This window comes from Sphingomonas abietis, assembly GCF_027625475.1.
Taxonomy (GTDB): domain Bacteria; phylum Pseudomonadota; class Alphaproteobacteria; order Sphingomonadales; family Sphingomonadaceae; genus Solisphingomonas; species Solisphingomonas abietis.
This window is the reverse complement of sequence record NZ_CP115174.1, coordinates 4,366,914-4,388,576: the sequence shown is the minus strand read 5'-3', so window position 1 is coordinate 4,388,576 and position 21,663 is coordinate 4,366,914. Positions and strand designations below refer to the sequence as shown.

The 21,663-nt window shown below is 67.2% G+C and carries 20 protein-coding genes; 7 read left to right on the top strand and 13 right to left on the bottom strand.

Translation table 11 applies throughout. The features are described 5' to 3' along the window. The first annotated feature begins 6 nt into the window (after positions 1-6). A complete protein-coding gene (locus PBT88_RS20810) occupies positions 7-315 on the top strand; it encodes a DUF952 domain-containing protein (RefSeq protein ID WP_270077185.1) in 309 nt (102 codons plus the stop codon). Positions 316-346: 31 nt separating this feature from the next. Here PBT88_RS20810 and PBT88_RS20805 read toward each other — a convergent pair whose 3' ends face one another. Further along, a complete protein-coding gene (locus PBT88_RS20805; RefSeq protein WP_270077184.1) occupies positions 347-2,476 on the bottom strand; it encodes a RelA/SpoT family protein in 2,130 nt (709 codons plus the stop codon). Positions 2,477-2,622: 146 nt separating this feature from the next. Here PBT88_RS20805 and PBT88_RS20800 point away from each other — a divergent pair, with 146 nt between their 5' ends. Next, positions 2,623-3,129 carry a winged helix-turn-helix transcriptional regulator gene (locus tag PBT88_RS20800; protein WP_270077183.1) on the top strand — a complete coding sequence of 169 codons (507 nt, stop codon included), beginning with the start codon at positions 2,623-2,625 and terminating at the stop codon, positions 3,127-3,129. Positions 3,130-3,136: 7 nt separating this feature from the next. Here PBT88_RS20800 and rpoZ read toward each other — a convergent pair whose 3' ends face one another. After that, positions 3,137-3,478 carry a DNA-directed RNA polymerase subunit omega gene (rpoZ, locus tag PBT88_RS20795; protein WP_270077182.1) on the bottom strand — a complete coding sequence of 114 codons (342 nt, stop codon included), beginning with the start codon at positions 3,476-3,478 and terminating at the stop codon, positions 3,137-3,139. Between the two features lie 137 nt (positions 3,479-3,615). Between rpoZ and PBT88_RS20790 the strand changes: the two genes are divergently transcribed. Continuing rightward, positions 3,616-4,788, top strand: coding sequence for a phospholipase D-like domain-containing protein (locus tag PBT88_RS20790; protein WP_270077181.1), 1,173 nt, complete (start codon positions 3,616-3,618; stop codon positions 4,786-4,788). Here PBT88_RS20790 and PBT88_RS20785 read toward each other — a convergent pair. Then, a complete protein-coding gene (locus PBT88_RS20785) occupies positions 4,785-5,399 on the bottom strand; it encodes a class I SAM-dependent methyltransferase (RefSeq protein WP_270077180.1) in 615 nt (204 codons plus the stop codon). The genes PBT88_RS20790 and PBT88_RS20785 overlap by 4 nt on opposite strands. Before the next feature lie 176 nt (positions 5,400-5,575). Between PBT88_RS20785 and PBT88_RS20780 the strand changes: the two genes are divergently transcribed. Beyond that, positions 5,576-5,920 (top strand): antibiotic biosynthesis monooxygenase family protein, encoded by a 345-nt coding sequence (locus PBT88_RS20780; protein ID WP_270077179.1) that lies wholly within the window; start codon positions 5,576-5,578, stop codon positions 5,918-5,920. Here the strand turns inward: PBT88_RS20780 and PBT88_RS20775 are convergent. Next, on the bottom strand, positions 5,917-8,223 hold the full coding sequence (locus tag PBT88_RS20775; protein WP_270077178.1) for a CDC48 family AAA ATPase: 2,307 nt from the start codon (positions 8,221-8,223) through the stop codon (positions 5,917-5,919). The two genes, PBT88_RS20780 and PBT88_RS20775, sit on opposite strands and share 4 nt — an antisense overlap. A gap of 322 nt (positions 8,224-8,545) precedes the next feature. Here PBT88_RS20775 and PBT88_RS20770 point away from each other — a divergent pair, with 322 nt between their 5' ends. Continuing rightward, positions 8,546-9,427 carry a LysR substrate-binding domain-containing protein gene (locus PBT88_RS20770; protein WP_270077177.1) on the top strand — a complete coding sequence of 294 codons (882 nt, stop codon included), beginning with the start codon at positions 8,546-8,548 and terminating at the stop codon, positions 9,425-9,427. Positions 9,428-9,483: 56 nt separating this feature from the next. Here PBT88_RS20770 and PBT88_RS20765 read toward each other — a convergent pair whose 3' ends face one another. Next, entirely contained in the window at positions 9,484-9,963 is a 480-nt protein-coding gene (locus tag PBT88_RS20765) for a peptidylprolyl isomerase (RefSeq protein ID WP_270077176.1), read from the bottom strand. Between the two features lie 249 nt (positions 9,964-10,212). Between PBT88_RS20765 and mgtE the strand changes: the two genes are divergently transcribed. Both mgtE and PBT88_RS20755 read left to right on the top strand, forming a co-directional pair. After that, entirely contained in the window at positions 10,213-11,640 is a 1,428-nt protein-coding gene (gene mgtE / locus PBT88_RS20760; protein ID WP_270077175.1) for a magnesium transporter, read from the top strand. Positions 11,641-11,680: 40 nt separating this feature from the next. Continuing rightward, the gene (locus PBT88_RS20755; protein ID WP_270077174.1) at positions 11,681-12,088 is read left to right on the top strand and encodes a DUF1489 domain-containing protein; all 408 of its coding nucleotides are present in this window, start codon (positions 11,681-11,683) and stop codon (positions 12,086-12,088) included. Between the two features lie 4 nt (positions 12,089-12,092). Here the strand turns inward: PBT88_RS20755 and PBT88_RS20750 are convergent, their stop codons facing one another. The 8 genes from PBT88_RS20750 to PBT88_RS20715 all read right to left on the bottom strand — a co-directional run bounded on the left by PBT88_RS20750 (position 12,093) and on the right by PBT88_RS20715 (position 21,622). Then, positions 12,093-12,812 (bottom strand): head GIN domain-containing protein, encoded by a 720-nt coding sequence (locus PBT88_RS20750; RefSeq protein ID WP_270077173.1) that lies wholly within the window; start codon positions 12,810-12,812, stop codon positions 12,093-12,095. A 45-nt stretch (positions 12,813-12,857) separates the two neighbouring features. Next, complete coding sequence (locus PBT88_RS20745; RefSeq protein ID WP_270077172.1) at positions 12,858-13,553, bottom strand: head GIN domain-containing protein; 696 nt, start codon at positions 13,551-13,553, stop codon at positions 12,858-12,860. Between the two features lie 102 nt (positions 13,554-13,655). Then, a complete protein-coding gene (locus tag PBT88_RS20740) occupies positions 13,656-15,623 on the bottom strand; it encodes an energy transducer TonB (protein ID WP_270077171.1) in 1,968 nt (655 codons plus the stop codon). Positions 15,624-15,791: 168 nt separating this feature from the next. Then, entirely contained in the window at positions 15,792-16,310 is a 519-nt protein-coding gene (locus tag PBT88_RS20735) for a CarD family transcriptional regulator (protein ID WP_270077170.1), read from the bottom strand. 226 nt (positions 16,311-16,536) lie between these two features. Further along, entirely contained in the window at positions 16,537-16,875 is a 339-nt protein-coding gene (gene fdxA / locus PBT88_RS20730) for a ferredoxin FdxA (RefSeq protein WP_270077169.1), read from the bottom strand. A gap of 90 nt (positions 16,876-16,965) precedes the next feature. Beyond that, the gene (locus PBT88_RS20725; protein WP_270077168.1) at positions 16,966-17,229 is read right to left on the bottom strand and encodes an RNA-binding S4 domain-containing protein; all 264 of its coding nucleotides are present in this window, start codon (positions 17,227-17,229) and stop codon (positions 16,966-16,968) included. Continuing rightward, positions 17,222-19,801 (bottom strand): helicase-related protein, encoded by a 2,580-nt coding sequence (locus tag PBT88_RS20720; protein WP_270077167.1) that lies wholly within the window; start codon positions 19,799-19,801, stop codon positions 17,222-17,224. The genes PBT88_RS20725 and PBT88_RS20720 overlap by 8 nt, the downstream gene beginning before the upstream one ends. 147 nt (positions 19,802-19,948) lie before the next feature. Beyond that, positions 19,949-21,622: an ATP-binding protein gene (locus PBT88_RS20715; protein WP_270077166.1), complete on the bottom strand. Its 1,674-nt coding sequence runs from the start codon at positions 21,620-21,622 to the stop codon at positions 19,949-19,951. Positions 21,623-21,663 lie beyond the last annotated feature (41 nt).

Here is a 21,663-nt window from a genome sequence, read left to right as displayed (position 1 = left end):
GCGGACATGACCAAGGCTTATAAGATTCTGACTGCGGGTCAGTGGGCGGGCTGGCAGGATCGCGGCGAGTTCAGCGGCGCACCGATCGACATCGAGGATGGCTATATCCACCTCTCCACCGCCGCGCAGGTGGCGGAGACCCACGCCAAGCATTTCGAGGGGCTGCACGATCTGGTGCTGGCCGAGGTCGATCTGGTGCAACTGGGCGACGCCGTGGTGTGGGAGCCGTCGCGCGGCGGCCAGCTCTTCCCGCATGTCTACGGCACCATTCCGCTCGATGCGGTGACCGACGCGCGGGCCATTCCCGAAGATTGACGTCCGCCCGCGCGATCTCCGGCGAGATCGCTCAGGCTGCCTCCCAGCGCTCCTCGTCGCCGAGCCGGATGCGCTCGGCCTGGCTCACCGCGTCGGCGGCGCGCAGCGCGGCGAGGATGCGCATCAGATGGGCGAGGTCATGCACCTCCAGATCGACCTGGAAGGTGTGGAAGCTGGTGTCGCGATGGACCAGCGATAGGTTGAGGATGTTGGCGGCGTGCGCGCCGAGGATGCCCGCCATCGCGCCCAGCGATCCCGGCTCGTTGCGCAAGATCACCGAGAGCCGCGCGGTGCCGCCGTCGGACTTGTCGCCCCAGGCGAGATCGACCCAATCGGCCTCTTCCGGCCCGGCCGCCAGGGTCGGGCAGTCGATCGCATGGACCTCCACCGGCGCATCGGGCTTGCGCAGGCCGACGATCCGGTCGCCGGGTACGGGATGGCAGCATTCGGCGAGCTGGAAGGCGACGCCGGGGGTGAGCCCGCGGATCGACACCGCGTCGCGATGCGGCACCGGCCGCGCGCTGGCCTCGGCATCCGCGCCCGGCATCAGCGCCTCGGCGACGGCGGCATCGTCGATCGTGCGGCGGGCGATCGCCTCCATCAGCGCATTCTCGTCGCCGACATGGAGGCGCTTGACCGCCTGCGCCAGCGCATCGGGCTTCAGCGGCGCCGGTAGCCGCGAGACGATCTCGTCGTAGAATTTCCGGCCGAGCGCGATCATCTCCTCGCGCTCCTTCTGGCGGACGAAGCGGCGCAGCGTCGCCTTGGCCTTGCCGGTGACGACGAAGTTCATCCATTCGGGCTGCGGCTTCTGCGCGGCGGACTTCAGCACCTGCACCTGATCGCCATTCTGGATCGGCGTGCGCAGCGGCACCAGCCGGCCGTTCACCTTCGCCCCGACCGCCTGGTTGCCGAGATCGGTGTGGACGGCATAGGCGAAATCGATCGGGGTCGATCCCTTGGGCAACTGGATCAGCTCGCCATTGGGGGTGAAGGCGAAGATGCGATCCTGATACATCGCCATGCGGGTATGCTCGAGCAGCTCCTCGGGGCTGTCGGCATGGTCGAGGATCTCGACCAGATCGCGGATCCAGCTGACCTTGGTGCCGCCGACATCGGCCGCGGTGCCCTGCTTGTACGCCCAGTGCGCGGCATAGCCATATTCGGCCTGGGCGTGCATCGCCTCGGAGCGGATCTGCACCTCGATCCGCACCTTCTCGTTGTGGATCACCGAGGTGTGGAGCGAGCGATAGCCGTTGCGCTTGGGGGTCGAGACATAATCCTTGAAGCGGCCCGGCACCATCGGCCAGCGCTCGTGGATGAACCCCAGCGCGCGATAGCATTGCTCGGTATCCGCCACGACCACGCGGAACGCCATCACGTCGGACAGCTGCTCGAAGCTGATGTGGCGCTCGGTCATCTTGCGCCAGATCGAATAGGGATGCTTCTCGCGGCCCGATACCTCGGCCTGGATGCCATGGCGGCGCAGCATCATGGTGAGGCCCGAGGCGATGCGCGCGATCCTGTCGCCGCCGCCTTCCTTGAGCTGCTCCAGCCGCTTGGTGATCGACTCATAGGCTTCGGGTTCGAGGATCTGGAAGGCGAGCGTCTGCATTTCCTTCATGAACTCGTACATGCCGACGCGCTCGGCGAGCGGCGCGTAGATGTCCATCGTCTCCCTGGCGATGCGGCGACGTTTCGCCTCGCGCGGGATATGGTGGAGCGTGCGCATATTGTGCAGCCGATCGGCCAGCTTCACCAACAGCACGCGAATATCGTCGGACATGGCGAGCAGGAACTTGCGGAGATTCTCCGCCGCCCGCTCATTCTCGGACTGCGCCTCGATCTTCGAGAGCTTGGTGACGCCATCGACCAGCCGGGCGATATTGGGACCGAACAGCTTCTCGATCTGCTCCGGCGTGGCGACCGTATCCTCGATCGTGTCGTGCAGGATCGCGGTGGCGATCGTCTCGTCGTCGAGATGGAGATCGGTCAGGATGCCGGCCACCTCGATCGGGTGGCTGAAATAGGGATCGCCGGACGCGCGCTTCTGCGAACCATGCGCCTGCATCGAAAAGACATAGGCGCGATTGATCAGATCCTCGTCTGCATCGGGATCATAGCGGCGTACCCGCTCGACGAGTTCATATTGTCTGAGCACGGACGCATGATGTGGTTGTCAGGTGGTCCAGCACAAGCCCGCAAATCGCCGAAGATCGCGCTTTTTCAACGACAGTGTTGCCCGCCCGCGTCGGCATTTGGGTTTTTCGGTAACAGCCTCTATCTTAGGACAAAGAGGAGAGGCCCGTGGAAGACAGCGACGTCGTTCGCCGGATCGTGACCGGCTGCAGTTTGACAGCCGCACTGGAGGTCGTGGGGGAGCGCTGGTCGTTCCTGATCCTGCGCGGCGCGTTCAACGGGCTGGAGCATTTCGAGCAGTTCCAGTCGACGCTGGGCATCGCGCGCAACATTCTCGCCAACCGGCTTTCGCGGCTGGTGGCGCACGGCCTGCTCGAACGCTGCCCCTGCACCGACGACAAGCGCAAGGTGGAATATCTGCTGACCGAGAAGGGGGCGGCGCTGTTGCCGGCGCTGGTGTCGCTCAGGCAGTGGGGCGCCAAGTGGGCGGCGTGCGGCCCGACCAGCTCCCGGTTGGTGGATGCGCGCGACGGCCTTCCGGTGCAGGAAATGTCGATCTTCGCCGCCGACGGGCGCAAGCTCGACATGAACGAGCTGCGCTGGATCGTTCTCGATCAGGACGAGGAGGTCGCCGCCGAGCGTCCGATGGCCGGCCGCGTCGCCGCGGCCGGCTGAGGCTCGATCATTCGTAGTCGGGGCCGACATTCTGGTTGCGCGCCGGAGCCGCGGCGGTGAGGCGCAGGGCCTCCGCCGACTGGGCGAGCGAACCCATCTCGTCCACCGCATCATCCTCATCGACCTGCACGCGCTGAAGGCCCGTGATCGCCGATTCGGAGAGATGATTCGGAGTAACCGTTTCGTCTGCGATCTCGCGCAGGGCGACGACCGGATTTTTGTCCCGATCGCGATCGATGGTCAGCTCCGCCCCGCCCGAGATCTGGCGCGCGCGGTGAGCCGCGAGCAGCACGAGATCGAAGCGGTTGGGGACCTTGTCGACGCAATCCTCGACGGTGACGCGCGCCATGCTGGCTCCGTAATATAATGACAGACTGTCGGATGAACGGTGGCAGGTAGCGAGGCGGAGCGTTTCTGTCAATGAAAGCGGCCGTCCCGGCCCGGCGATGCTTGCCTTTCGGGTGGGCGGGGCGGCATGGAAGGGCCATGGCCATCCTCGATGCCGACAGCCGCGACCGCTTCGAGGTCGACGGCAACCGGCTCCACCTCCTGATCGATCCCGACGCACGGCTGGAGGCGCTGATCGCGCTGATCGACGGCGCCGAGCATCATCTGCGGCTGCTTTATTATATCTTCTGGGACGATCCGGTCGGCATCCGCGTGCGCGACGCGCTGATGGCGGCCTGTGCGCGCGGCGTGACGGTGTCCCTGCTGGTCGACGGGTTCGGCAGCGAACGGGCCAGCGACGGCTTCTTCGCGCCGCTGCGCGAGGCCGGGGCGGCGGTCTGCCGCTTCCTGCCGCGCTTCGGCCGTCGGTATCTGCTGCGGAATCACCAGAAGCTGGCGCTCGCCGACCAAGGGCGCGCGCTGGTCGGCGGGTTCAACGTCGCGCAGGGCTATTTCGGCACCGGCGAAGAGGATTGGCGCGATCTCGGTCTTCTGGTGGAGGGCCCGGCGGCGGCGCATCTCCACGGCTATTTCGATCATATCCAGGCCTGGGCGCAGGATCCGAAGGCGAGGATCCGCACGCTCAACCGCTGCCTCATTCGCAAGAGCCAGAAGAGCGGGCAGCTGCGCTGGCTGTTCGGCGGGCCGACCCAGCGGCTCAGCCCCTGGGCGCGCGCGCTCAAGGCCGATATCGGCCGGAGCCGGCGGCTCGACGTGATCGCCGCTTATTTCGCGCCCAATCCCGGGATGTTGCGGCGGATCGGCCGGCTGGCCCGGCGCGGCACGCTGCGGATCATCTCGGCGGCGAAATCCGACAACACGATGACGATCTCGGCGGCGCGCCACTGCTATGTCCGGCTGCTCCGGCGGGGCGGGCGGATATGGGAATATCAGCCGCAGAAGCTCCACACCAAGCTCTTCGTCGCGGACGATGTGAGCTATATCGGCTCGGCCAATTTCGACATGCGCAGCCTCTACATCAATTGCGAGATCATGCTGCGGATCGACCATGCCCCGCTTGCCGAGCGCCTCCGCGGATATTTCGAGCAGGAGGTCGAAGCCTCGCGCGAGGCGAGCCTCGCGCTGATCCGCGAGCGTGCCGGCTGGTGGATGCGGACGAAGTGGCGGCTGGCCTATTTCGTGGTGGCGGTGGTCGACTACACCGTCACCCGCCGCCTCAATTTCCGCACGCCGGGGGCCGACATCGGTTAGTCGTTGCGGAACCACCAGAGCTGGGCCGGCGGCACGTTCCAGAATTCGAAGGCATGATCGACATGCTTGAACGAGGGCGCGACGATATCGCGCACCTTGGGATTGAACTGGTAGACGAGGAAGGCGCCGCCGGGGCGCAGCGCGGCCGAGGTCGCATCGGCGATGGCGGGGCCGATGCCGGGCGGCAGCGTCGAGAAGGGCAGGCCGGAGCAGGCATAATCGGCCTGGCCGAAGCCCAGCTGCTCGAGAATCTCGTTCACGTCGACCGCCGACCCGTTGACGATCTGCAACCGCGAATCGGGAATCGAGATCTTCAGATATTCGCAGAAATCCGGATTGGTATCGATCGCGACCAGCGTCGCGTCGGGCGCCAGGCGCTCCAGGATCGGCCGGGTGAAGGTGCCGACGCCGGGGCCATATTCGACGAACAGCTTGGTGTTGGCCCAATCGACCGGCGCCAGCATGCGATTGATCACCGCCTTGGACGACGGGATGATCGAGCCGACCATGACGGGATGCTTGAGAAAGCCGCGAAAGAACATCGCCATGGGCCCGGGGGCCGCCTTCGCACGTTTTCGATTTGCGGCCTGTTCCGCAGAAAAACCGGTCATGTTTTCTCCACTCTGGGCCTTGCCCGGTGTCAGCGTTGGCAAGCCCGGGCCGCGAAGGCAAGCGTCCATCGTGATCGTGGCGCGACTATGCGATTTCAGGGCCGTGTCCGGCAAGGCGTGGCGACTCGTCTTTTTCCGCTTCGTCGTGGGGTGGCCTCGGTCTATCCCGCCGGCCGATGCTGATTCCTCCGCCCGGCGCGATCGCGGTGATCTTCCTGTCCGGCCGTACCGCGGCCGACCCCGAAGGCTATGGCGAAGCCGCCGCCGCGATGGAGCGGGCGGCGGCATCGCGCGATGGTTATCTCGGCATCGACTCGACGCGGGACGACAAGGGCGTCGGCATCACGATCAGCTGGTGGCGGGACGGGGCGTCGGCGCTCGCCTGGCGCGACGATCCCGATCATGCCCGCATCCGCGACCATGGCCGCGCGGTCTGGTACGACTGGTATCGCGTGATCGTCACGACCGTCGACCGCGCCTATGAATGGGCGCGGCCGACCGCCGGACGCGAGCGGGACTAGGCGCTCTTGTCGGCCGGCTTGAACATGCCGGGGGAAACGAAGCCGATCGGCTCGATCGCCATCGCATCCTGTTTCAGGCGAGACGCCATCTGCTCATATTCGCGCTCCATCTCGGGGGTGACCGAGGCGCGGGTCTCTTCGAGCGCATGGGTGAAGTGGGCCATCGTCACGGTCTGCGCGTCGAGCGAATCGCGCAGCGCCATCAGCCCAGCGCGGCGTACCAGATCCTCCAGGTCCGCGCCGGTGAAGCGATCGGTGCGGCGCGCCAGCACGTCGAGATCGACATCGTCGGCCAGCGGCATCTTGCCGACGTGGATGCCGAGGATGCGCCGCCGGCCGCCCTCGTCGGGCACGGAGACATAGACCAGTTCGTCGAAGCGGCCCGGCCGGAGCAATGCCGGGTCGATCAGGTTGGGCCGGTTGGTCGCGCCGATAACGACGACCGACTGCAATTCCTCCAGCCCGTCCATCTCGGCGAGGATGGTGTTGACCACCCGCTCCGTCACCGCCGGCTCCCCCAGCCCGCCGCCCCGCGCCGGCACCAGCGAATCGAGCTCGTCGATGAAGATCACCGTCGGCGCGACCTGGCGGGCGCGGGCGAACAGCCGGCTGATCTGCTGCTCGCTCTCGCCATACCATTTGCTGAGCAGGTCGCTCGACTTGGTGGCGATGAAATTGGCCTGCGCCTCGCGCGCGACCGCCTTGGCGAGCAGGGTCTTGCCGGTGCCGGGCGGCCCATAGAGCAGGAAGCCCTTGGCGGCGCGGATCCCCATGCGGCGGAAGGCATCGGGATGCTTCAGCGGCAGTTCGACGCCCTCACGCAGCTTCTCGCGTGCGGCATCAAGGCCGCCAATATCGTCCCAGCCCACATTGGGCGCCTGCACCATCACCTCGCGCATCGCCGAGGGCTGCACGCGTTTCAGGGCGCCGAGAAAATCCTCGCGGGTCACCGACAGCTCGTCCAGCACCTCGGGCGGGATCGTGCGTTCCTCGAGGTCGAGCTTGGGCATGATCCGCCGCACCGCCTCGATCGCCGCCTCGCGGCACAGCGCGGCGAGATCGGCGCCGACGAATCCGTAGGTGGTGCGGGCCAACTCCTTGAGGTCGACCGTGTCGCCAAGCGGCATGCCGCGCGTGTGGATGCCGAGGATCTCGCGGCGGCCGCGCTCGTCGGGCACGCCGATCACGATCTCGCGATCGAAGCGGCCGGGCCGGCGCAGTGCCTCGTCGATCGCCTCGGGGCGATTGGTGGCGGCGATGACGACCAGGTTGGTGCGTTTCTCCAGCCCGTCCATCAGCGTGAGCAACTGCGCGACGAGACGCTTCTCGGCCTCGCCGGTCACCTGGCCCCGCTTGGGCGCGATCGAATCGATCTCGTCGATGAAGACGATCGACGGTGCCGCCTTGGTGGCCGCCTCGAACACGTCGCGCAGGCGCTTCTCGCTCTCGCCATAGGCCGATCCCATGATCTCGGGGCCGGCGATATGGAAGAACTCGGCATCGCTCTCATTGGCGACGGCGCGGGCGAGCCGGGTCTTGCCGGTGCCGGGCGGGCCGTGGAGCAGCACGCCCTTGGGCGGCTCGACGCCGAGCCGCTCGAACAGTTCGGGGTAGCGCAGCGGCAGCTCGACCATCTCGCGGATCTGGTCGATCGTGTCGCCGAGACCGCCAAGATCGTCATAGGTCACGTCGGCGCGCCGCGCCTCCTTGGGCTCCTCATATTCGGCGCGCAGCTCCACCTCGGTGGTCTGGTCGATATGGACGATGCCCTTGGGCGTGGTCGAAACCACGACGAGGCGGATTTCCTGGAGCGAATAGGCCGGCCGGTTGAGCATCTGGCGCAGCTGGGGCGGCAGGTCGTCCTGCGTCACTCGCTGCTGGCCGGTGGTGGCGACGACATCGCCGGCGGTCAGCGGCTTCATCTGGAAGCTGCGCTTCAACGCCGCGCCCGACCCTTGGAGACGGAGATTTTCTTGTGCAGGTGCGAACACGACCCGCTGGGCGGGCTTGCTGTCGGCCTTGCGAACCTCGATGAAGTCCCCCGATCCGACCCCGGCATTGGCCCGCTGGAGGCCATCGAGGCGCAGGATATCGAGGCCTTCATCCTCCGGATAGGGCTGCACGGCGCGAGCCGGAGTCGTGCGCTTGCCGACGATCTCCACGACATCGCCGTCGACCACGCCGAGCATCTGCATCGCACGGCGCGGCAGGCGCGCCAGCCCGTGCCCGCTGTCATCGGGGCGCGCATTGGCGACTTGCAGCCGCGCGCTGCGGGTCTGATCGAGAGTGTCGGCGTCGGCCATCATTCCTGCTCCGTCATCGTTTGGAGGCGGGGGAGAGATAGGCAACGCACCGGCCGGCTGCGAGAGGCAGGGGCATCAATAAAAAAAGGCCGCCCCGAAGGACGGCCTGAAGTTTTAGGAGAGGATGCCTGAAAGGCCCGATCTTTGTGCGGCGATCCGGGTTTTTGTGCAAGTGCGAAACCACGGGACTTGCGTTGCAATTTATGCAATCAGCAGCGCTGAACGAACCAGAGAAACCGGGCATGCCGTTGCACGGATAAAATTTCTGGCTTATTTGCAATGCACAACAAGCACCGGTGGAACATCCGGAGCGAGGCCGCCGATGCGACGATTGCCACCGCTGACCGCCGTTGAGGCTTTTGTGCAGGTCGCGCGCCTGGGCTCGGTGAAAGCCGCTGCCGAGGAACTGGCATTGTCCTCTCCCGCGCTCAGCCGCCGGGTGCAGGCAATGGAGCGCTTCATCGGCCGCCCCCTGTTCGCCCGCCGACACCAGGCGATGCTGCTCAACGGCGATGGCGAGATGCTGCTGTCACGGATCGCGCCGGCGCTCGACGCGCTGGGCGAGGCGATCGAGCAGGTGACCGGCGAGGCCGAGATCATGCGCCTGAAGCTCGGCGTGCTGCCGCTCTACGCCTCGCGCCAGCTGATCCACCGCCTGCCCGATCTGCGCGCGCATTATCCGCATCTCCACATCGATATCGATACCGGCGCCCACGCGCTGGCGCGGCTTGGCGATGGGCTGGATGCGGCGATCGTGCTGGCCCGCGAGATCGAGCCGCCGCTGTACGGGCGCCGGCTCGGGCGTAACCGCATCGTCGCGATCGGCAACCGCGCGACGCAGGAAGGGCCGAATGCCTTCAAGGTGCCGGCCGATCTGGCGCGCACCACGATCCTGCTTCATCGCGACATGCAGGATAATTTCATGCTGTGGCGTCAGGCGATCGGCATGCCGCAACTGGAGCCGGCGGCGATCGACATGTTCGATTCGGGCCAGCTGATCCTCGAATCGGCGGCCGAGGGGCTGGGCGTCGCCTTCATGCTCGATTTTCATCTGGAAGGCGCGAGCGACCCGCGGCTGGTCAAGCTGTTCGCCGAAGAGGCGGAGGCCGAATCGCAATATTGGTTCGTCTGCCGCCGCGCCGCGCTGTCGCGCCGGCCGGTCAGGCTGTTCCACGACTGGCTGGTCGGCAGCGTGCAAGGCTGAAGTCCCGATCCATCCGGGCGTAGCCAGGACGGATCGGGTTTCGGGCTATCGCCGGATCAGGCGTCGGCACCAAGCTTGGCGGTGACGATCTTGCCGGGGCTGCGCGGCGGCTCGCCCTTGGGCAGCGCGTCGACATGCTCCATGCCTTCGATCACTTCGCCCCACACGGTATACTGGTTGTCGAGGAAGCGGGCATCGTCGAAGCAGATGAAGAACTGGCTGTTGGCCGAGTTCGGGTTGGACGAGCGCGCCATCGAGCAGACGCCACGGACATGCGGCTCGCGGCTGAACTCGGCCTTGATGTCGGGCTTCTTGGAGCCGCCCATGCCGGTGCCGGTCGGATCGCCGCCCTGCGCCATGAAGCCGGGGATCACGCGATGGAACACGACGCCATCGTAGAAACCTTCGCTCGCGAGCTCCTTGATCCGCTCGACATGGCCGGGTGCCAGATCGGGGCGCAGCTTGATGACGACATCGCCGCCCTTGCCGTCGCCGGCATCGAGGGTGAGGGTCAGGGTGTTCTCGGCATCGGCCATCATGTCTCTCCTACTATGAAATGGTCGGTGGATGGGGAGCCTCTAGGCGGAGGCGACTGCGCTCGCCAGTCCATATCGCAAGCGACCCAGTGCAACGGCCCTGTCGCGCGGCGGGGTCGAGCATGGACGGGCGATGGGATGCGACATGCAGCCCCATCTAGTATCGGGATGCCCGGATGAAAGGGCTGACAGGCCGAACTTCCCCGTCTAAGGGCGCAAGGGTGGTTCTGCGCGACAAGGAGGCGGCCGATGAGCGACACCGACCTCGAGGCTCCGGAGATTCACGGGGCGTCCACCGCTGACGCCGAGATCGCCGAGCCCAGCCATGACAATGAGAACCGGCTGACCCGCGACTTCGTCGATACCGTCGTCGATCATGTCGAGGCGGGTGATGCCGACGAGGCGCGCGCGCTGGTCCGTCCGCTCCACCCCGCCGATGTCGCCGATCTGTTCGAGCTGGCGCCTGCCGATGCGCGTGCGCCGCTGGCCAGTGCGCTGGCGGAACTGCTCGACGGCGACGTGCTCGCCGAGATGAACGACTGGGTGCGCGACGAGGTGCTCCGCGCGCTCGACGCGCGGCAGGTCGCGGCGCTCGCCACCGAGCTCGATACCGACGACGCCGTTGCGATCATCGAGGACATGGACCTCGAGGACCAGCGAGAGGTGCTCCGCGCGCTCGATCCCGACGATCGCGCCGCGATCGAGGAGGCGCTGAGCTATCCCGAGGAATCCGCCGGCCGCCTGATGCAGCGCGACTTGATCGCGGTGCCCGAGCATTGGACCGTGGGCGGCGTTCTCGACTATCTGCGCCGCAACGAGGATCTGACCACCGATTTCTGGGAAATCTACGTCGTCGATCACGCGCACCACCCGATCGGCACCTGCAAGCTCAGCTGGGTGCTGCGCACGCCGCGCGACGTTGCCATCGCCGACGTCATGCAGCGCGAGCAGACCCTGATCCCGGTCGACATGGACCAGGAGGAGGTCGCCCTCCGCTTCCAGAAATACGCGCTGATTTCGGCCGCCGTGATCGATTCGGCCGGCCGGCTGGTCGGCATGGTCACGGTCGACGATATCGTCCACATCATCCAGCAGGAAGCCGGCGAGGATATCCTCGCCATGTCGGGCGCCGGTGATGGCGACATCAACGAGCCGCTGCCGCGCACCATCCGGTCGCGGATGATCTGGCTGCTGATCAATCTCGCCACCGCGATGCTCGCGGCTTCGGTGATCGGCGTCTTCTCCGGCGCGATCGAGAAGCTCGTGGCGCTGTCGGCGTTGATGACGATCGTGTCCGGCATGGGTGGCAACGCCGCGACACAGACGATGGCGGTGACGGTGCGGGCGCTCGCGACCAACCAGCTCACCTCGTCCAACACCTGGCGCATGATTGGCCGCGAATGGTGGATCGCTCTGGCCAATGGCGTCGGGCTTGGCGCGCTGATGACGATCGGCTGCCAGCTTTACTATCACGATATCGGCCTTTCGATGATCCTGCTTGCGGCAATGATCATCAACAGCATCAACGCCGGATTGGCCGGCGTGCTGATCCCGCTCGGGCTGGAGAAACTCAAGGTCGATCCGGCGGTGACCTCCACCGTGTTCGTGACGACGATGACCGATTGCATGGGCTTCTTCGCCCTGCTGGGGCTCGCCACGCTCTTCAACGTGCAGTGATATTGTCGCCCGTCGCGGGCCTTCCCATATCGGGCGGCAGATGACGCTTCATATCACCAAGGTCGCGGTCGGCTGCGCCGAGATCGACACGCTGCGCGAACGCATGGATGCGCGGGCGGAGGCTGGCGAAACCTACCTGGTCACCCGCTTCCGGCCGAAGCGCGAAAGCGAACTGATCGGCGGCTCGGTCTACTGGATCATCAAGCACCGGCTGGTCGCGCGGCAGGAGATTCTCGGTTTCGCCGACGATCCCGACGGCAAGCGCTGCCGTATTCTCCTGTCGGCCGAACTGCGCCCGGTTCGCGCCCATCCCAAGCGCGCCCATCAGGGCTGGCGGTATCTCGCCGGCCTCGATGCGCCGCCCGATCTGGGCGGCGACGAGGCCGAAGGCATGGCCTCGCTCCCCGGTGCGATGGCCGCCGAGCTGGCGGCACTGGCTCTGATCTGAGGCGTCAGTCTTTCGCGAGATGATCGCAATGGACGTCGCCCGATCCCGAGCGGCTGATCGTGCAGGCAGCCGGCCCGGCGACGGTGAGATCGCCCGATCCGGCGAGATTGACCTTGGCGGTGTGGCGCGCGCCGATGGTGAGATTGCCGGAACCGACCAGACTGGCCTGGGCATCGTCGGCGGCCAGCCCCGCCGCCTTGAGGTCACCCGATCCGGTGAGCGTCGCCTTGGCGGCACGGGCCTTGCCGGCGACGCTGAGGTCGCCCGATCCGGTCATGACCGCGGACAGGGCGCCGACATCGACCGCGCCGACGGCGAGCGATCCCGAGCCCGACAGCATCAGATCGAGCCTGTCGCCGCGCACCTTGTCGACCGTGACGTCGCCCGATCCGGCGATCGCGACGGCGTTGAGTTGCGGTGCGCCGATCTCGATCACGACATTGCCGCGCGATCCGCTCGGCCAGCCGCCCCAGCCGCCGGGCAGCGGCTTGACCACCAGCGTATCGTCATTCTGTTCGATCGAGAGCCGATCGAGCGCATCCTGAGGCCCGGTGGCGCGGGCGGAGGGCGATCCCCCGACACGGACATGGACCTCGAACGGCCCGGCGATCCGCATCTTGCCGAAACTCGTGACATTGTAGCTGCGCGTCGCCGCCCATGCCGGAGAGGAGCAGGCGACGAGCGGCACCAGCACGGCCAGCATCAGGGTGGGAAGGCGCGACATCATGGTCTCCTTGCAGGGGCAGCGGCGGTGCCGCGGCCCGACGAATCAGCCGCAGCGGACATTACCGAGCCCGCTCTTGTGAATCGAGCACTGGGGATTGCCGGTCACGACGATATTGCCCATGCCGGACAGGTTCACATCCGCCGGGCCGTCCACCCGTGCCCGGATGCGGCCGGTCCCCGACATGTTCAGCTGCCCGGCATCGGCGGCGAGATTGGCGGCGTCGACGGTGCCGACCCCCGACATTGAGGATTGCAGTCGCGCGGTGCGGCCGGCGACGACGATCTCGCCGGTTCCACCCATGGTGAGCGTGGTCCGCTGGGCGCGAAGGCTGGCGATGCGGATCGTCCCGGCGCCGCCGACATCGGCGGAGAAGGCCGGCGCGTCCACCCTGTCGATCGCGATCGATCCGGCACCCGAGATGGCGGCGCCGGCCACGCGCGGCATCGTGATCGTGACATGGATATGCCGATTGGCGACCTCCACCGATCCGCTCATCCAGCCGATCAGGAGCCGATTGCCATGCACCTCCGCAGTGAGCCGCTGGAGCAGGCGGGGATCGCCATCGGCATGGACGGAGAAGCGCGGGCCGGCGGTGATCGTCACCTGGGCGGCGGAGTTCAGCTCGACCGTGTCGAACCCCTGAGCGGAGAAATCGCGCGTCGCCCCCGTGGCCGCCGTCGCGGCGCTCATCGGCATGACCGACAGAGTCGCGATGAGCAGAATCGGCAATGGGCGCATCACAGGATCCTTCAGCTGTATTGCCCTGCTAATACGGCAAGGGGGTGACGGCGCAAGGAAAAAGCGGGGAGGTCCGGTCCCGGCTCATGGTCGGACGGCCGATCATCCCGGAATCCGGTAGTTGACCGATTGCGTCTCGCCGGAGCAGCCGACGCTTTGGCCGCCGATCGTGGGGGGTACGTAGCGGAAACCCCGTACCGCCTGCTCGGTGCTCGGCCCGAAGACGAAAGGCGGATAGGAGACGATCGTGCGGACGTTGGTGACGCGACCGTCGTCGGCGATGTCGAACGCCTCCCGAACATAGCCTTCGAACCTCCAGCGCAGCGCCTCGTTGGGGAATTGCGAACTGCTGATCGCCACGCTCGACGGGATCGGGTGGGTATCGAACAGCGAGCATTGGTCTGCGTTCAGCCCCGATGCCGCGAGGTGGGTCTGTGCTGCTGCGGCATCGCCCAGCTTGCCGGCGGACAGGGCGGCATGGAGCATGGCGACCCGTCTGATCGGGGCATCCTCCGGGAGCTGGGACAAGGACGTTGCCTGCACGCTCTCGAGAAGCGGTTGCGCGCCCTTGAAGTCGCCGCTGTCCTCCAATGCCAGCGCCCATTGCAGGTCGAGCCATGCCGTCGCGATGTCATCGGGGTAACGAGCGCGGAAGGCTGGCACGGCCGCCGCCAGCGCGCTGGCACGGGCACGCGCCGCCAGCCGCACGCCCTCCGCCGCCCACGCCCGATTATCCGCATCGATGGAGATCATCAGCGCATAGCCGCTCGCGGGCGCGGCATTGGCCGCCAGCACGCGCTGCAGTCTGGCGGCGATGTCGGGATCGGACGTGTGGTTCTGTCCGAAGCGCCCGAACAGGGCCGGGAGCGCCGCGATATCGTCCTGCTGGAGGCGGGGATCGTTGGTGGCGACGAAGGAGTCGGAATCGTCGGCGCCGGCATCGACGTCATGGGCCTGCAGCCATCGCGTGAAGGCGGCCCAGATCGGCTTGTCGAGCCCGTCCGGCCGGGGGCGGGACTGGCAGCGCAATTGCAGCACCAGCGTCGCTCGCCAGAAGCCGTTCACGCCTTTCAGCAGGTCGGGGTTCCAGCGCCAGCTGCCGACGGCGCGCGCGAAGGTCTCGCCGAGCGTGCCGGTGCGACTGGCATAGACCGGCAATGCGGTCGCGACATGGCCGTCGTCGGCGATCGTGAACTGCACCACGACATTGTCGCTCGGGCGGACATCGGTGAATGTGCTGCACACCGGCAATTCGCCGTCGTACCGGCCGATCCACCGCATGTCCTTCAGGTGCCCGGCGCCGGTGTAGGTGAGATATTTGCGCGCGCTCTCGTCATCCTTGCGGAGGCTGGAGACGATGGCCGCATCGTTGCGGATGGTGGCCTGGGATGTGTTGATCTGGGTGGTGAGGCCGCCGCTATGGTCGATCGCACGGTCGATCCATTTGAGGGCGGTCTCGCTGTCGCCGGCGTTGATCGCGGCGCGGGCGCGCAGATCCTCGATCGTCGGCAGGTCGGCCTTGCCGATGCTCGCCAGCATCGTCTTGTCGTTGAGCAGGGCATCGAGATCATGGCCGACGGCGACCGGATCGATCGTCATCGCGGCGATGGCGAAGCCGGCCGTGGTGTCGATCATGCTTCCCGTGTCGCCGGCTTTCTCGGCGGCCGCATAAGCGCGGCGATACCCAGCTGCGGCATCGGCATAATCGAACGCATAACGGGCGGCGGACGCCGATGTCCGCAAGGCTTCGATCCGGCTGGCAGCCTGGAAATCGGGCAAGGCCGCCAGCGCACGGGCCGCCGTGGCGCGGGCCTCGCCATAACGACCGACCTGGAACAGCGCATTGGCGAGCCGGGTGGCGATCACCGCCTCCGATGTCTGGAGCGGCCGGCCATGCTCCTTGGGCAATAGCGAGGTGAAGCCGGCGATCGCGCCGTTCCAGTCATCCCGGTCGAACGCAGCCTGGGCGGTGTCGTAGACCGCCTGGCGGCTTCCGGGGGGCGCGGCTTCCACGGCGATCGGCGTGAACAGCAACGCGCACAAGGATGCGAAGCGCAACAGATTCGTCATGACGGCAAGCCCCCAAACCCCCAGGGATCAATCTGTCCGGGCGATCGAGGATTGGCAAGACCGGCGGCGAGCAGGGCCGATCGCGATCCGGCGAAAGGCAACGAAAAAAAAGGCGGCCGAAGCCGCCTTTTCTTATCCGTTCGGCAAACGCCTTACTCAGCGTGCGCCTTATTTGGCATGGACCACGGCAGCCTCGCGGAGAATCTCGAGGATCTTCTCCTGTGCGCGGGGCTCGTCGGTCTCTTCCATCGCCGCCAGTTCGCGGGCGAGGCGGCTGGTCGCCGCCTCGAAGATCTGGCGCTCCGAATAGCTCTGCTCGGGCTGGTCGTCGGCACGGAACAGATCGCGCACCACTTCCGCGATCGAGCAGATTTCACCGGAATTGATCTTGGCTTCATATTCCTGCGCGCGACGCGACCACATGGTCCGCTTGACCCGCGGCTTGCCCTTGAGCGTCTCCATCGCTTCCTTGAGCGTGATCGACGAGGACAATTTGCGCATCCCGACGGATTCGGCCTTGTTGGTCGGCACGCGGAGGGTCATCCGCTCCTTCTCGAAACGCAGCACGTACAATTCGAGCTTGGCGCCAGCAATCTCCTGGCTCTGCAACTCGATCACGCGGCCTACGCCATGCTTGGGATAGACGACATAGTCGCCGACGTCGAAGCTCAGCGCCTTCGCAGCCATTTGATACCTTTCCGGTAAAGTTCCGATCTCTCGGCCCATGCGGTCCGCAGCACCCCACCCCTAAGTTCTGCCGCCGCAGGCGATCCGATGATCCACCATTCAAGAATGCGGGGACGAATCCCATGATCGCGCGCGATCACAAGTCGCCCCCCACGGAAGCGGCTTCTAACATAGTTTTCTCATAATTGGTAGGGATTCGGCCCGCTCTTGCGGCGAGCGGCGGGGATCAGTCGCCCTGGCCGGGTTCCGCCGAGAAATACTTGTCGTATTTTCCCTCGACACCCTTGAACGCGTCGGCATCGGCCGGCGCGTCGCGCTTGCGGGTGATGTTGGGCCACTGGGCGGAGAAGCTGTTGTTCAGCTCCTGCCACTTTTCCAGGCCGCTCTCGGTGTCGGGCAGGATCGCCTCGGCCGGGCATTCCGGCTCGCACACGCCGCAATCGATGCACTCGTTCGGATTGATGACGAGCATGTTGTCGCCCTCGTAGAAGCAGTCGACCGGACAGACTTCCACGCAATCCATATACTTGCAGCGGATGCAGGCATCGGTGACGACGTAGGTCATTGTCTGGAAACTCTCGAAGGGCAGGATGAAACGCGCCCTGCTAGGCGCGGCCCCTGCCGTTCGTCAACCGCCCGTCTTTGCGAACGTCTATCAGACCAGATCGATATAGCAGGCGCGGGCTTCCGGTGCCGGCCCCCGCCGGTCGGGCAGGGCCTCGATCCGCACCACCCGGACCAGCCCGCCGACCGGCAGCCCCAGCACCGAGCCGACCCGCACCTGGGCGGAGGATTTGTGGATGGTCCGCCCGTCGAGGCGGATATGGCCCTCGCCGACGAGGGCCTTCGCGACACTTCGCGTCTTGGCGAAGCGGGCGAGGCAGAGGAATTGATCGATCCTGAGGGTCGTATCAGCCATGCGCACCTTGAGCCTGGGGTGGAAGAAGACGGGCGAGCGCGCCGAATGCATTGCCCGGCCGGGGGCGGGGCGCATCGACGCGATCGGGGCGGCGGCCGCGCCACAGCCAGGCGACCGGCCCCCCGGCGCTATCCCGCCGCGCAAATCCCAGCGTCCGCATCAGCCGTGCGACGGCAGGAGGCTTGAGGCCCAGCGAGGTGGACAGCGAAGGATCGGGAACGAAGGGCCGCTGGCCCTCGCGCGCATCATGCGCCTGCCGGGCGAGGCGTTCGACCAGATCGACGCGCAGCATCTGGTCGCCGAGATCGCGGAACCCGGCCCGCATCGCAGCTGCGCGCAACAACGGATCGGGATCGTCGAGCATCGCGGTGCCGGGCGTCGGCAGCGGCGGCATCGTCGCTGCGGCGCGCGCCGCCAGCAAAGCGAGGCGCCAGCGCATCGGCTCGGGCTTGAGCAGCGCGCCGACGAACAGATCGAGCGTGCCGATCTTGAGGCCGAGATGGGCGGCCGCGCGGCGCTGGTCGCGATCGAGGACGGGCAGGGCGGCGGCGACCGCGTCGCGCGAGACGATGCCGCCCGCTTCCGCCACCGGGGCGAGCAGCCCGCGCAGCACCGGCGCGGTCGCCTTGTCGCGCGCGGCGGCCGAGATCGCGGCGAGCGGCGCCAGGTGGCGGGCGATCGACCCTTGCAGCCAGTGTTCCAGCCGTTCGATCACGCCGGCGCGATCCTCGGTGACGAGCGGATCGAGCGTGCGGTGCAGGGTCAGCCGCGGTTCGGTGAGCGACCGGCCCTTGCCCAGCCGCGCGACGACATCGCCGCGCCAGAAGATCGCGACCGGGCGGCCGATGTCGGTGGCCAGCGTGAAGGCGCCGTCCGGATCGGCGGCGAGCGCCTTGGCGCGGCGGGCCAGTTCGGCACCGAGCCGGCGCTCGGCTGCGGCCATCAGCCGCTTCATGTCGGCGTGGCGGGCATTGGCGTCGGCGACGAAGCGGAAGCCGGTGAGATGGCCGATCGGCTCGTCCGACACGCTGACCTGGCCATCGTCGGCGATGGTGACCGGCAGCAGTTCGGCGCCGCGCTTGTCGAGATCGCGCAGCAGCACCGAGGTGCGGCGATCGACGAAGCGCTGGGTCAGCCGCTCGTGCAGCGCATCGGAGAGCTTTTCCTCGAGCTGGCGGGTCCGCTCGGCCCAGTGGGCGGGTTCGGCCAGCCAGTCGGCCCGGTGGGCGATATAGGCCCAGGTCCGCGCCGCCGCGATCCGGCCGGCGATCGTCTCGACGTCGCCCTGCACGGTGTCGAGCCGCTGGATCTCGTCGGCGAACCAGTGCGCCGGGATGCGCCGGTCGCCTTCGGACAGATGCTGGAAGATGCGGCCGACCAGGCGGCCATGATGCTCGGCGCCGGTCTTGCGGAAATCGGGCAGGCCGCAGGCCGCCCACAGCCGCTCGGTCATCGCCTGGCCGCGGGCGCGGTGGGCGACGTCCGGCTCGCCAGCGAGGCGCTTGAGCACGGTGAGGTCGATCGCCTCGGGCGCGGCGCGCAGCACCCGGTGATCGGGCTTCGCCTCCAGGCTGGCGATCAGTCGGTCGACACTGGCGAAATCCGGCGTGCCGCAGCGCCAGTAGAGATGGTCGAGCGGCTTGAAATGATGGCCCTCGATCGCCGCCACCTCCTCGGGATCGAAGCTGGCGCCCGATCCTTCCGATCCCAGCGTGCCGAAGGTGCCGTCGCGCTGGTGGCGGCCGGCGCGGCCGGCGATCTGCGCCATTTCGGGGATGGCCAGGCGGCGGGCGCGCTTGCCGTCGAACTTGCGCAGCGACGCGAAGGCGACATGGGCGACATCCATGTTGAGGCCCATGCCGACGGCATCGGTGGCGACCAGATAATCGACCTCGCCGGCCTGGTACATCTGCACCTGGGCGTTGCGGGTGCGCGGGCTGAGCGCGCCCATCACCACCGCCGCGCCGCCGCGCAGGCGCCGCAGCATCTCGGCGACGGCATAGACCTCCTCGGCCGAGAAGGCGACGACCACCGAGCGCTTGGGCAGGCGCGAGAGCTTGCGCGGGCCGGCGTAAGTGAGCGTCGAGAAGCGCGGTCGGCCGATGATCTCGGCATCCGGGGTCAACGCGCGCAGCATCGGGCGCAGCGTCTCGGAGCCGAGGATCAGCGTCTCCTCGCGGCCGCGCGCGCGCAGCAGCCGATCGGTGAAGACATGGCCACGTTCGGAGTCGGCGGCGAGCTGCGCTTCATCGAGCGCGACGAAGGCGAAATCGCGATCGCCGCCGGCACGGCCTCCGGCCTGCCGGCCTTCGCCGATGGGCATACTCTCGGCGGTGCAGAGGAAATAGCGCGCCTTGGGCGGCAGGATCTTCTCCTCGCCGGTGAGCAGTGCGACCGCATCCTTGCCCTTGATCGCGACGACCCGATCATAGACCTCGCGGGCGAGCAGGCGCAGGGGGAAGCCCATCAGGCCGGAGGAGTGGGCGCACATCCGCTCGATCGCATAGTGCGTCTTGCCCGTATTCGTCGGGCCCAACATCGCGACAAGCCGATCGTTGATCACGCCACCCATCCTACTGAGGAAGGTGGGGTTTCGCGCGCGCGAAGGCAAGAGTCGCCGGGCGCGTTTCCGATTCGCTTCGTCGCGTTCGGAGAATCGTCCGGCGCAGAATCCGGCTTGGAATCGACGGCGGCGGCGCGTGGCCGCTCGGCGCTCGCTTTATCGGCCCTGTCGCCGCCAGCGGCCGATCACGCGGTTGATCATCTCGGCCTCGCCGCCCTGATTCTTCCACAGCACCGAGAACAGGGGATCGCCGGACGCCGGGCGCTTATTCTCTTCCAGATTGTCGAACGCGATCCGCATCGGGATCGAGGCGCCTTCGCCGCAGACCACGCATTCGCGGTTGCGCAGCGCCGGGATGGTTTCCATGAAGCCGCGCGCGCCCTCGGGCATCGCCGCCTTCACATGGGCCTGATCGCGCTCGTTGTTGAGGCGCATCGCGATGATCGTGCCGCATTGCGAGAGCACGCCCTCGGCGAGATCGGACGGGCGCTGCGTGATCAGACCCAGCGACACGCCATATTTGCGGCCTTCCTTGGCGATCCGCTCGAGCACGCGGCGCACGGCGGATTGGCCGGGCACGCGATCGGACGGGATGTAGCGGTGCGCCTCCTCGCAGATCAGCAGGATCGGGCGCGGCGTTTCGTGACGCGACCAGATCGCATAGTCGAAGACGAGGCGGGACAGCAAAGCGACCACCACCGAGGTGATCTCGGACGGCACGCCGGACACGTCGACGATCGAGATCGGCTTGCCGCCAGTCGGCAGGCGGAACAGGCGGGCGATCGTCGCCGCCATGGTGTCGGCGACCAGCATCCCCGAGAACATGAAGCTGTAGCGCGGATCGGTGCGCAGCTCCTCGATCTTGGTCTTGAGCCGCATGTGCGAGCTGGTGTCGCCGGCGCGATCGAGCTTGCCCATGTCGGTGACGATGAAAGCGAGCAGATCGGACAGCAGATAGGGGATCGGGCTGTCGCAGGTCAGCTTGGAGATGCCTTCCGCGGCCCGGCTTTTCTGGCGGGCGGCGAGCAGGCATTTCGCCAGCAGATCCATGTCGCGCTGGCGCTCGGCACCGGCCGAGTTGATCATCACCTCGGCATGTTCTTCAAAGGTCAGCAGCCAGTAGGGCAGCGCCAGATTGTCGACGTCGAACAGCTCGCCATAGCCCTCGAACGCGGCGGGATATTCGCCATGCGGATCGATCATCACGATATGGCCCTGTGGCGCCATTTCGCAGATGCGATGGAGGATGAGGGCGAGGCTGGTCGATTTGCCGGTGCCGGTGGAGCCGACCAGCGCGAAATGCCGGCCGAGCAGCGAATCGATGTAGAGCGAACCGCGCACGTCGGCGGTCGGATAGACCGTGCCGATCTCGATATGCGGGCGATCCTCGGCGGCGAAGATCTGCATCATGTCGGCATGGCCGGCCGGGCAGACCCGCGTGCCGGGCATTGGATAGCGGGTGACGCCGCGTCGGAAATCGAGCAGCCGTCCGGTGGTCGCGCAGGGGCGGCCTTCGCCCAGGAAATCGATCTCGGCGACGATCATGTCGCCGTCATGGCTGTCGAGCCGCAGCGAGCGGATGTTGGCGACCAGCCAGAAATCGCCGCAGCGCATCTTGACCTGGCTGCCCACCTCGCCGGCCAGCGCGATGCCCTCAGCGCCGCTGGCGCCATGCAGGCGCTGGATGCTGGGGCCGTCGAGCGTGATTCGCGCGGTGCCGCCGCCGACCTCGACGACGCGGCCGATCTCCGGCGGCGCGGTGAGGGAGGCTTCCCCCTGTGGCGCCACGCCGTCATCGTCGGCAAATCCGCGCCAGGCCAGTCCGTCCACGCTTATACTCCCGTCCCCTGAGCCGGCGACGTTAGGACGCG